Source organism: Bacillus sp. N1(2025) (genome assembly GCF_053470005.1).
On sequence record NZ_JBLTJB010000005.1, the window covers coordinates 205,155 to 217,894 of the forward strand.

The window sequence follows — 12,740 nt, forward strand, 5'->3', positions numbered from 1 at the left end:
CTATTTCTGAAATGATCCCCATGTACAGAATTTGTATAGGCCGATTTCATACAATGTAGTTTGGTTCGGATAAGGAGAATCCCATGCTTACCGGCTTGTTCGAACGTAAGTCTATATAAAAGGGGAGGAATAAGACATTGGGAGTGAGGAACTTTTCGTTCAGCCAGAAAAAAAGCAAAAGGCTGAGGGCGGCATTGATTTCATGCTTCACGCTGTTTTTCATCTTCAGCCAAGTTGTCAGCTTTACTCCGATCGCAGCCGCTTCCGGATCACAACAAAGCGAGAGCGGGTTCTTTGATTCAGTTACAGTCAAAGACGGCAGACAGCAGACCGTTGACGGATCAAAAGCCAGTGAGCCCGCTTTAGCACCGGGAGATAAAGTGACACTGACATACGAATGGTCACTAAAACACAAGGAAGATGCAAGTGACCGGAATACCACCTTAAAGATTCCGGAAAGTTTTACATTAGATAACGATGCCGAAGGTGAGCTGACATCAGCTGATCGGGTGATCGGTATATATAAAGCTGAAGCAAAAAGCAGCACGCTGGAAGTGAAAGTGAACGATGCTGAAGCGGATGCCGGGAATGCCAAAGGCGTCATTACACTGTCGGCGAAGTTTACTCCCGACATAACAGATGAGACGAAAATGGCAAAAGCTCTTTTTCAACTGGATGCCGGCAAGACCCAGCAGGTGTTAATCCCTGTGAAGAAAGACGGAACAACGGATTCCGATACAGAAAAAAACACCTCTTCAACACCTGCTGAACCTCAGGAAAAGACAGAGAAAAAGTCAGCATCTGCAGGCGGCGGGGAGAAAGCAGAACAGACAACGAAATCAAAACCTTCTGCTAAACGCAGTCAATCAAAAATGGTGATTACAAGCAAATCTGCCGCTAAAAGCCTTCAATCAGGCGGAAGCCGGATTACGCAAAATATTTTAACTGATGTGAAATTGACGGATGAAAAAGGAAAACCATATGACAAAAACAACCCTGCGAATACGAACTCTCCGGCAAATATCACCATTCAATGGGCGATTCCGAATGAGCTGGGAAAAACAATAAACGACGGTGATCGATATGAATTTGATCTGCCTAAAGAATTTATCATGCATAATGACATTACGAACCAGCCATTGACCAACGGCGATAGTACGTACGGAACTTTTTCCATTAATACGAGCGGCCATGTCATCATGACGTTTAACGGCGAGGTAAAAGAAGATTCTAACGTCAAGGGGTCATTGTATGTAAACACCCAATTCAATCAGAAAGAAATAAAAGGATCAACCACACAAAAGATTAAGTTTCCGGTTAACTCTGATACGCCGGACGTAACGGTTTATTTTAAACCGAATGTCAATAAAACCATTGAGAAATCAGGGTCATTGGATAAAGGTATTAATCCCGGAAAGGTAACGTGGACGGTTGATCTTAATAAAAAAGAAGAAGAAGTTAAACATGCGAAATTGACTGAAAGCCTTCCGGACGAATTGACTTTCCGATCTGTGAAAGTGTATGAACTCGATGTGAATATTGACGGTTCGGTGAGTCAGGGAAATGAGATAACTTCAGGTTATACCGTTGGCGAAAACGGTAGTGTCACCTTCGCCGGAACGATCGATTCAGCCTACCGGCTCATATATGACACAGAAATTAAAGATGCGGCAAAGCCGGGTAAAGGCGGAAAGATCACGCTGACAAACAAGGCGGCATTCAGCGGAGACAATGCGGAGCCGATTTCTGCGGAAGCTTCCGTAACAGCGGGTTACGGAAAAATGATAGAAAAATCTTCGACAGGTTATAAAGGAGAATCCCAAACGTTCAGCTGGGCTGTTATGTACAACTACGGTGAGAAAAAGATTGATCAATCCAAAGCCGGCATCAAGGATACGTTCGGATCAGACGATCTGCATCTTGTTCCCGGTTCATTGAAAGTCCTTCCGATTACATTCAGCCAGAACGGCAGCGAACAAGAGGGCGCCCCATTAAAAGAGGGTGGGGATTATACGCTGACTGATAACGGGAACGGTTTTGAAATAAAATTCAAGCAAAGTGTCACAGGAGCATATAAGATCATTTATCAATCTCAAGTCAACGATGGGGTCATTATTGACAGTCCTGTCAAATACACCAACACAGCAGTGACAGATACAGGGGAATCAAAGGAAACTCCGGGAACTGCCATTCAGCAGAATCTGATCAAAAATTATTCAAATGCAGACTATGAGAAGAAGACGGTTGATTGGACAATCACAGTTAACAAAAACGGTTACACAATGAAAGACTGGACGCTGGATGATCAATTCACCAGCGGAGGCCTGGCGCTCATTGACGATTCATTTCACATGCAAGACACGACTGATAACAAAACGCTGAAAGAAGGAACAGACTATACATTAACAAAAAAACCCGGAAATCAAGGCTTTACAATAGCATTGATCGGGGATTATGCAGAAACAAACAGTCAGTTTAAGATCACGTATACGACAAAATTCAACGCTGACTTTTCAAACGAACCCATTAAGAATACGGCGGAGTCGACATGGACGGATAAAAACGGCGGCAAACGCACAAATAAGGAATCAAGCGGTTTCACACCGAACAATCAGACGTCCCATAACGGATTCAAAAACGGCTCATACAACGCCGTTTCAAAAGAAATCACATGGAAAGTCGGCATCAATTACAATGGCGAACCTTCAAAAAATCCTTATATAAAAGATACGATCACAGATGGTCAGCAATTTTTGCATGGGTCGGTTGCTGTTAAAACGTATACCATCAGCAAAAACGGTTCCATCACTGAAGGAGAGGCGCTGGATTCTTCAAAATATGAAATAGAAGAGCCGTCAGACGGCAACAAAAATACGTTAATCGTACGTCTCAAAACTGATGACGCCTTACCATACCTGATTGAATTTAAAACGTCGTTAAAAGGCCAGGTCATCAAACAGAATCAATACACAAACAAAGCAGAGTACTTTAATAATGACCATGCAGACCGAACGCTGACGGGTTCAGTTTCCATCGCAAACGGAGGAAACCTGATTTCGAAAGGCGGCAAGCAGAACGGAAACAATATCGATTGGAACATTAATGTCAATGCCAGCCAATCGACACTGGATGACGTAAAAGTCAAAGACACCCCGGATGAGAATCAAATAATAGATGAAGATTCTTTTAAAGTATATCAAGCAAAATATAATGAGAACGGCGTTATGAAAGACAGCAGCGGAAATCTTATTCCGGGTGATGTGAAGCTTGAAAAAGATAAGGACTATAAACTAGATATAAAAACTGACAATGCCACCGGTGAACAATCATTTGTCCTCACCTTTACCGGCAGTTATAAACAAATCGACCGCGCGTATGTCATACAATATCGTTCTCTCATTAATATTTCCGGCAGCAGCGGTCAGGTCAGCAACAAAGTGTCGATATCAGGGACAAATGTTGAGGAGCAGACCCAAGAGAACAACAGCTCAGTATTTGTCGCCATTTCAAGCGGCGGCGGCTCAGGATCAGGAGAGAAGGGAAGCCTGACGATATCTAAAACAGGATCAGACGGAACATCTCTTTCAGGAGCCGGCTTTCAATTATGGTCTAAAGACGGCAAGCAGCTGCTGCGTACGGGCACAACAGACGATGCCGGTAAACTTGCGTTTGGGAATATCCGTTACGGAACCTATGTACTGAAAGAAATAAAAGCTCCGGACGGCTACACCATCAGCGATGCCTATGTAAACGGGGTCTCCGTTACGATTGACGGCAAATCCTCCGCAGCAGGAGCACTCTATAAAGTCATAAATCAAAAAAATAAGGTGACGCTTATCAAAAAAGACGAAAACAATAATCCTTTGGCCGGTGCTGTATTTAAGCTTGAGAAAAAATCAAGCGACGGCACCTATACTCTGATAAAAAATAATATTGAAAGCGATAAAAATGGGAAAGTTGAGATCAACGGTTTGCCCGCCGGATACTATCGGCTGATGGAGACGAAAGCCCCGTCAGGGTTTATCGTAAACACAAAAGCCATTCACTTCTCAATCGCAAAGAACGAAAAGAATCAAGTACCTGATGTTGAATTGGGATCAATGGTGAATTATAAAGGAAAAGCCGCTTTAACGAAGAAAGATGCAGACGGCCGGAATCTTGAAGGCGCAGTTTTCAAAATCATCGACAGTGATGGTAAAACGGTTCAGGAAGATCTGGTTTCAGAAAAGGACGGAAAAATAGAAACATCCGGCCTTGCACCCGGTCATTACGCCTTCATCGAAACGAAAGCGCCTGACGGTTATGTGTTAAATACGGAGAAAGTGGAGTTTACCATCTCAGAAACAGCGGAAGGAAAGCCGGAGTCAACTGACGCAGGAACGGCCGTCAACTATAAAGGCTCTGTCCGGCTGACGAAGGAAGATACGGACGGCCGGAACCTAGAAGGCGCAGTTTTCAAAATCGTCGACAGTGATGGAAACACGGTTCAGGAAGATCTGGTTTCAGATAAAGACGGAAAAGTAGAAACATCCGGCCTTGCACCGGGTCATTACGCCTTCATTGAGACGAAAGCACCTGACGGCTATGTGTTAAATACGGAGAAAAAAGAGTTTACCATCTCAGAAACAGCGGAAGGAAAGCCGAATCCGTCTGACGCAGGAACGGCCGTCAACTATAAAGGCTCTGTCCGGCTGACGAAGGAAGATGCGGAAGGCAAGAAACTTGAAGGCGCAGTTTTCAAAATCATCGACAGTGATGGAAAAACGGTTAAAGAAGATCTGATTTCCAATAAAGATGGAAAAGTAGAAACATCCGGCCTTGCACCGGGGCATTACGCCTTCATTGAAACGAAAGCACTCGACGGTTATGTGTTAAATACGGAGAAAAAAGAGTTTACCATCTCAGAAACAGCGGAAGGAAAGCCGAAGCCGTCTGACGCCGGCACCTTTGTCAACTATCAAGGCTCTGTCCAGCTGATCAAGAAGGATCAAGACGGAAACGTTTTAGACGGTGCAGTATTTAAAATCATTGACAGTGATGGAAAAACCGTAAGAGACGATCTGATGACAAAAGAAGGCGGCAAAATTGACGCCGGAGGTTTGGCGCCCGGAAACTATCAATTTGTTGAAACAAAAGCGCCGGATGGTTATCTGCTGTCAACAACCCCTGTGCCGTTTACGATTAAGGCTGAGAACAGCGGAAAACCGAATCAGGCTGCCCTGACTGCAGTTAACATCAAGAACAGCGTTGTTCTTACAAAATTGGATCAAGGTGACAAACGGAAAGTCCTGCAAGGTGCGAAGTTTAATCTGACAGATGCAAACGGCAAAGTACTGACAGAGGGTCTGACGACAGATGAGCACGGACAAATTATTGTACGGGGACTGAAAGCGGGCGAATATCAATTTATCGAAACAAAAGCGCCTGAACTTTACAGTTTGGATCAAACGCCAATATCATTTAAGATCACAAATACCGACATAAAACCAGTCGAAATCAGTGCGGAGAATACACTGACGCCTGGTGATGTCACACTGACAAAAGTGGATCATGACGATAAAAATAAGGTGCTGGAAGGTGCTGAATTCAAGATCACGGATTCTTCCGGACATCCGGTAAACACCGGCGGCAGCAAAGAACGGCCGGCGGTATGGAAGACGGATCAAAAGGGCCGGTTTACGGTGAAAGGATTAGCGCCCGGGCAGTATCAATTTATCGAAACAAAAGCGCCTGACGGTTATCAGCTGAACGAAAAACCAATTGAATTCACAATTGAAAAAGGACAGTCAAAAGCCGTTGAGGTCGTCGTTTCTAATAAGAAATTAAAAAATCCCGCACCTGGGAAAGACACACCGAATCATCAAACGAATCAAGGCGGGCATCACCCTGATACCAATGGTAAAACCAATCACTCGGATACAGGAAAAAACCTGCCGAAAACCGGTGATACGGACGGTATGATGCCGGTCACGGCCGGTATTCTGCTGCTATTAGCCGGCGGAGCCGCGGCTGTTGTATCAAGAAAGAAGAAAGCAAGGAATAGATAGACGTTATCGCACCTGATCATGTAAGAATCGATCAGGTGCTTTTTTAAAAAGAGAATCATTTCTCACCAAATACTCACCGCATGGCGTACAAGAAAGGAATTTTCTTCATGGTTAAAAAAATGATCATTGCCGTTCTTATTTTGTCCGGGCTGCTTCTCATTTCCTCTCCTCTCATGAAAGGCTGTTTGATCGCGTACCTCAGTAAAAGCCAAATTGAAACGGAATTGACCGCAGAACAAGCGCGGAAAAATAACATGAAAAAAGCGGACTATGATTTTGAATCCATTCATCCGCCCGGTTTCAGTGAAACAGTTCAGTCAAGTTTTAATCGCAAACCAAAACCGATAATCGGACGGATAACCATCAGCAGCATCGATTTAGACCTTCCGATTTTAAAAGGCACAACCAATGAAAACCTGCTGATCGGCGCGGCAACTATGCGTCCGGATCAGAAAATGGGCGAGGGAAACTACCCGTTGGCAGGCCACCATCTGAAGCAGGAGAACCTATTGTTCGGCCCTCTTTTACACATAAAAAAAGGCGCGAAAATCGTGATGACCGACTTTAGAAAAGACTATATTTATTCTGTAACATCAAAAACCATGATTTCAGAAATAGAAGCAAACGCAATTCAGGAGACAAAAGATAAAGAGATTACATTAATCACATGCGACAAAGCGGTAAGAACCGAAGGGCGCCTGGCCGTCAAAGGAAAATTGATTGATATTTCCGGTCATTCAAATGTATCTCGGCCATCATAGAGAAACACTTTGTCAACTGAATATATGTCCGTTGTTAAACATCCCGAGACTGGCTTCTGTCAGTCTTTTTTTTGCGCATCGATTATAAAAAGTTCATCCTTCTTATCTCTCTTAAGGGAAATTATACCAGACTGCACTTTTTGAAAGAAATGACAAGAGAAAAAGATCACGAAAATTCTCAAAAATGAGAAACAAAGATTTAAAAAGTGGTATGATTTTAGGAGGAAAGGACGGCTGGTGCTGTGTTGGAAGCGAAGCGGTTTTATGTCTCTCTGCAAATGAAAATCGCCGGATTAATCACGGCTTTATTAATACTTGTCATCGGGACGCTCACTGTTATATTTGCCTTTCAGCAATTAAAGGAAGGCCAGAAGCAGGCTGAACAGCTGGCGGTGCAAACGGCAAAAACCATTTCATACATGCCTCCTGTAAAAGAGGCATTCCGGCTTGCGGATCAAGAAGCTTTTACAAAGTTAGACGTCATTGAACAAATGAAAGAACAGGCAGGCGCGCACGCCGTCTACATTACTGATCAAAAAGGGCATGTTGCATTTCATTCGGCCCGAAGCAGTATTCCGAAAGAAAATCAAAATTTGCAAAATAAAACCGTCATGTTCGGCGGGTCACCGGTTTCCGACGGAATGAAGGCTGTCCGGGGGAGCGCCCCGGTTATTTTGGAGGAAAAAAATCATAACGAAGTCGTCGGAACGGTGACAGTCGAGTTTTTACAAGATGAGATAGAAAAAGATATGAAAGCGCATCTGCGGCATTTAGGCTATTTTGCATGTTTGGTGTTTCTTATCGGCATCGGGGGAGCGGCGGCGCTCGCAAAAAGCATCCGTAAAGATACACTCGGCCTTGAACCGCATGAAATTGCAGCACTGTACAGGGAGCGCAATGCGATGCTCCTTGCGATTAAAGAAGGGATTATCGCCGTAAACAAAGAAGGCGCGGTAACCATGATGAATTTATCTGCGGCTGATATGCTGAATCTTCCGGAACCGATGATCGGAAGGCATATAAAAGAAATCATGCCGGGCGCAAATCTCATGCCGGTGTTGGCAGGGGGAGAATTACCGCCGAACGTGGAGGTGCGTGCCGGAGATAAAGTATTTATCTTAAACGTGAAAGAAATGAAGCAGACCGGACAAGTATACGGAGCGGTGATCAGCTTCCGGGAGAAAACAGAGCTCAAGAAACTGATTAACAAGCTGACTGAAATGAAAAAATACTCAGAGGATCTTCGGGCGCAAACGCATGAATTCTCGAATAAGCTTTACGCGATCCTCGGTCTGTTAGAGCTGGGAGAATATAATGAAGCCATTGAACTGATAAAAGAAGAGTACGCCATCCAGAATGAACAGCATGAAATCCTCTTTCAAAACATTCATTCACAGCGGGTTCAGGCCATACTATTAGGAAAAATGGGAAAGGCGTCTGAGAAGAAAGTGAAGCTTTCAATAGATGAAAACAGCTTTTTAGAATCGCTGCCGGAGCATGTGGGTTCATCCCAGCTCATTACGATCATCGGAAATCTTATTGATAACGCTTTCGAAGCCGTCGCCGAAAAAGAGAAAAAAGAGGTCGCCTTTTTTATGACCGATATCGGCAGGGATATCGTCATCGAAGTGGCGGACTCAGGAGACGGCGTGCCTCAGGAAAAAACAGAAACGATATTTGAAAAGGGCTACTCTTCAAAGGGGACGAGGAGAGGATACGGCTTAGCCAATCTGAAAGAAGCCGTCAGTGAATTGCAGGGATCGATAGAGATTTCGCAGCAAAAGAGCGGCGGTGCCGTATTTACGGTGTTTATACCGAAAGAAACGCCAAAGGGGGAATCGGTGTGATTAACATCGCGATTGCAGAGGACGACTTTCGAATAGCGCAAATTCACGAAAAATTTATCGAACATCTTGATGGATTCAATGTCATCGGTAAAGCAATCAATGCCAAAGACACCATATCGCTGCTTGAGAAACGGCAGCCTGATCTGCTGCTTTTGGATATTTATATGCCGGATGAGCTGGGAACAGATCTGCTTCCCCTTATCCGCGGCCGTTTTCCTTCTGTTGATATCATCATTATTACGGCTTCTGCCGAAACAAGACTGCTGCAGGAAGCGCTCAGATCAGGCGTTTTCCACTATGTCATAAAGCCGGTGTCGGCACATAAATTTACAGAAGTGCTTTTGCAGTACCGTGAAAAAAGAGAATGGCTGCGCTCACAGCCGGAGCTGAGCCAGTCCGTTATCGACATGTTTTTCGGAAGCGGTCAGAAAGAACAAAAACAGCTCAATGATCTGCCGACCGGGATTAATTCGATTACACTTCAAAAAATCAAAAACGCGCTCAGGGCAGCCCAAAAAGGGATGACGGCCGAAGAACTGGGCGAAAAAATGGGCGCCTCCAGAACAACGGCGCGGCGCTACGCCGAGTTTCTCGTTTCTCAGGAAGAAGCGCTCGCTGAATTAGAGTACGGCATTATCGGCAGGCCGGAACGGAAATATTATTTAGCACATGAATAAGGGATGGGAGAAATGAAGCGGTTGGGAGTGCATCTTGTCATGCTGGCGGCGCTGGTTTCTTTTGACGGACGGCAGATGGCGGGCATCCGTTCAGCCGAAGGGCCGGTTGAAATTGTCGTCCCGGCAGCGCCTCAAGGGGGCTGGGACGTAACGGCAAAAGCTTTGCAATCGGTAATAGAGCGGAAGCAAATATTAGGCCGGCCCGTAAAGATCGTCTATAAACCCGGCGGAGGCGGAGACAGCGGCTGGAAATATGTAAACGAACGAAAAACGGATGTCATCAGTATGAATTCAAGCCTGCTGTTAAGCAATGAAATTTTGGGACAAAGCCGGCTGAAGGCAGCTGATTTTACGCCTTTGGCCATTATCGCAAAAGAGTGGCAGACCGTCGCTCTTCCGAAGGATTCAAAGATAAAAAGCGGAAAGCGGCTGCTCGGCGATATTAAAGCACATCCGGGCGGCATAAAAATCGGATTTGCGCCCGGCCTCGGAAATGATGACCAGCTCTCCTTTGCGAGAGCGGCGGAAATGGCCGGAATTTCTCCGTTTGATATCCGCTTTTTTCAATACGGGAGCAGCAATGAAGTCATTGAAGCTCTTATCAGCCACGAGATAGACGCCGCCTCAATGACCATTTCAGAAGCGAGAGACGCCTATCGGAAAGGGAAAATCACATTGGCGGCCGTTACGTCGGACAAAAGGCTCTCCGGCTACAGCGATGTGCCGACATGGAAAGAGCAGGGGGTGCCGTTTGTCTTTGCGCACTGAGAGGCATCATGGGGCCGAAAGACATGACCGAAGGCGAGATCGCCTATTGGGATCAGGCTTTGAAACAGATTACCTCATCCGCGGAGTGGAAGCAAATGTTGAAAAAACGGGATTGGGAGAGCTTTTATAAAAACAGCAGCGGCGCAAAACGCTTTTTAGAAGAGCAGACCGAGTTTTATAAAGAGATGATGAGCAGCGAAAAATAAGCCTTCCGCATATTTGCGGGAGGCTTTTTATTTATAAATGAACAAAATGAACGAAAAGGTTATAAAAAATTAAAAATCTTTAAAATCCAAAATATTTACTTCAATATCCAATTCTCATAAGATAGCAAAAAGGCGGATAAAGGGGATCGGGCCTTTAAAATGTAAGCGTATTCATGATAAGGGGGACATACTGTGTTAGCAATCTTAGGCTTTCTTATGATGCTTGTTTTTATGGTACTGATTATGACAAAACGGCTTTCAGTGTTAACGGCGCTCGTATTAACGCCGATCGTGTTTGCGCTGTTTGCCGGGTTTTCTTTTAACCGGGTCGGCGAGATGATGATTTCCGGGATTGAACAGGTGGCGCCGATTGCAGTCATGATTATGTTTGCGATTCTTTATTTCGGCATTATGATTGATACCGGTTTATTTGATCCGATGGTGTCGCGTATTTTAAAGCTGGTTAAAGGCGACCCGCTCAAAATTGTAGTCGGAACAGCCGTTTTGACCATGCTTGTCGCACTGGACGGAGACGGCTCAACGACGTATATGATTACGACAAGCGCAATGCTGCCTTTGTATATCATGCTCGGAATCCGTCCGATTATTTTAGCGGGAATCGCCGGTGTCGGCATGGGCATCATGAACACGATACCATGGGGCGGCGCGACGCCGCGTGCGGCGAGTGCGCTCGGCGTTGACCCGGCAGAGCTGACGGGGCCGATGCTGCCTGTCATTGCCAGCGGAATGGTGTGTATGATTGTGGTCGCTTATGTACTCGGAAGGATGGAAAGAAAACGGCTCGGGGTGATCGAATTAAAGCAGCCGTCCCATACAAATGAAACGGCTGCGGCTGCGGAAGATGAATGGAGGCGGCCGAAACTGTGGTGGTTCAATTTACTGTTAACGCTTTCTTTAGTGGGATTTTTAGTGTCAGGAAAAGTGAATTTAACCGTGCTGTTCATCATTGCGTTTTGTATCGCGCTGATTGTCAACTATCCGAAGCTTAACGATCAAAGGGAGCGTATTTCAGCCCATTCGAGCAATGTGCTTGCGATCGGTTCGATGATTTTTGCCGCAGGCGTGTTTACCGGAATTTTAACGGGGACGAAGATGGTTGATGAAATGGCCATTTCCCTCGTATCGCTTATTCCGGAACAGATGGGAGGTTTTATTCCGGCGATTGTTGCCTTAACGAGCGGTATCTTTACGTTTCTGATGCCTAATGACGCCTATTTTTACGGCGTGCTGCCCATTTTATCCGAGACCGCCGTGGCGTACGGTGTAGATAAGGTGGAAATCGCCCGCGCTTCGATTATCGGCCAGCCGATTCATATGTTAAGCCCGCTCGTGCCGTCGACGCATTTATTAGTCGGGCTTGCCGGGGTCACCATTGATGAACACCAGAAATTTGCGATGAAATGGGCGGTTCTTGCCGTTATCGTCATGACGGCCTTTGCGCTCATCATCGGCGCAATCACGATTTTTTAACATAAAACACCCGGTTCGTCGCACACTAAAGGCATCAGAGGAGGTGCCATGATGAGTGATCCGTTTATGCCGCTTTTTTCAGTGAGAAGCGGCGCCGGTTTTAAAGCGGCGGACGGCGTTTACGGACTGACCGTGCAGATTGCGAATGTTTACTTTATCGAAAATCCCTCAGCTCCGCGGGAAATCATTCTGGTTGACGCGGGAATGCCTCAATCGGCGGAGATGATAACAGAAGAAATGAAACGCCGATTCAAAGAGGGGTATCAGCTGAAGGCGGTCATTTTGACACACGGCCATTTTGATCATGTCGGTGCGATTGAAGAGCTGCTTGAGCTTTGGGATGTGCCGGTTTATATTCATGAAAAGGAGCTCCCGTACGTCACGGGGAAAGCGGATTATCCGCCTGCCAGGCCCGATGCGAAAAAAGGGCTTGTCGCAAAGCTGTCACCGCTGTTTCCGCGCCATACGATCCGCATTCCGTCCGTTCAGGCACTGCCTTCAGACGGTACCGTTCCGTTTCTTGAAGAATGGAGATGGGTGCATACGCCCGGCCACACACCCGGCCATATTTCATTATTCCGGGATAAAGACCGCGTTCTGCTTGCCGGTGATGCCGTGATCACTGTGGAACAGGAATCGCTTGCGGACGTTGTCATTCAAAAGCAAGAGCTTCACGGGCCGCCCGCCTATTTTACAGCGGATACGCAGACGGCGGCCGCATCCGTTGAGAAATTGGCCGAACTGGAGCCGGAAGCGCTTTTGACGGGTCACGGAATTCCGATGACGGGAAAAAACTACCGTGAGGATTTGCTTACACTGGCTGAAAAACTGCATTCCGTTTTGTAAAACACCTGCGAACATCACAGGTGTTTTTTCTTTGCAGTTTCCAGTATGATACAAAAAAACCATTGTGTTCACACCTAAAAACGATACAATGGGAAAC

General features: G+C 45.8%; 6 protein-coding genes and 1 pseudogene. All 7 read left to right on the forward strand.

The window, feature by feature from the left end; genetic code table 11:
• Positions 1-137 precede the first annotated feature (137 nt).
• The 7 genes and pseudogenes from ACNFN4_RS13760 (at position 138) to ACNFN4_RS13790 (ending at position 12,643) form a co-directional block, all read left to right on the forward strand.
• Entirely contained in the window at positions 138-6,047 is a 5,910-nt protein-coding gene (locus tag ACNFN4_RS13760) for a SpaA isopeptide-forming pilin-related protein (RefSeq protein ID WP_448200257.1), read from the forward strand.
• Positions 6,048-6,154: 107 nt separating this feature from the next.
• Complete coding sequence (locus ACNFN4_RS13765) at positions 6,155-6,808, forward strand: class A sortase (protein WP_014417171.1); 654 nt, start codon at positions 6,155-6,157, stop codon at positions 6,806-6,808.
• Between the two features lie 242 nt (positions 6,809-7,050).
• Positions 7,051-8,655, forward strand: coding sequence for a sensor histidine kinase (locus tag ACNFN4_RS13770; protein ID WP_104679044.1), 1,605 nt, complete (start codon positions 7,051-7,053; stop codon positions 8,653-8,655).
• Complete coding sequence (locus tag ACNFN4_RS13775) at positions 8,652-9,332, forward strand: response regulator (protein WP_020955493.1); 681 nt, start codon at positions 8,652-8,654, stop codon at positions 9,330-9,332. Before ACNFN4_RS13770 ends, ACNFN4_RS13775 begins: the two co-directional genes overlap by 4 nt.
• 12 nt (positions 9,333-9,344) lie before the next feature.
• Positions 9,345-10,306: pseudogene (locus ACNFN4_RS13780) on the forward strand (tripartite tricarboxylate transporter substrate binding protein).
• 192 nt (positions 10,307-10,498) lie between these two features.
• Positions 10,499-11,797 carry a citrate:proton symporter gene (locus ACNFN4_RS13785; RefSeq protein ID WP_007408485.1) on the forward strand — a complete coding sequence of 433 codons (1,299 nt, stop codon included), beginning with the start codon at positions 10,499-10,501 and terminating at the stop codon, positions 11,795-11,797.
• Positions 11,798-11,848: 51 nt separating this feature from the next.
• Positions 11,849-12,643, forward strand: coding sequence for an MBL fold metallo-hydrolase (locus ACNFN4_RS13790; RefSeq protein ID WP_020955495.1), 795 nt, complete (start codon positions 11,849-11,851; stop codon positions 12,641-12,643).
• The last annotated feature ends 97 nt before the right edge of the window (positions 12,644-12,740 follow it).

Coding starts and splice junctions, on each gene's coding strand:
- ACNFN4_RS13765 (WP_014417171.1), top strand. CDS start 6,155: ATGGTTAAAAAAATGATCATTGCCGTTCTTATTTTGTCCGGGCTGCTT.
- ACNFN4_RS13790 (WP_020955495.1), top strand. CDS start 11,849: ATGAGTGATCCGTTTATGCCGCTTTTTTCAGTGAGAAGCGGCGCCGGT.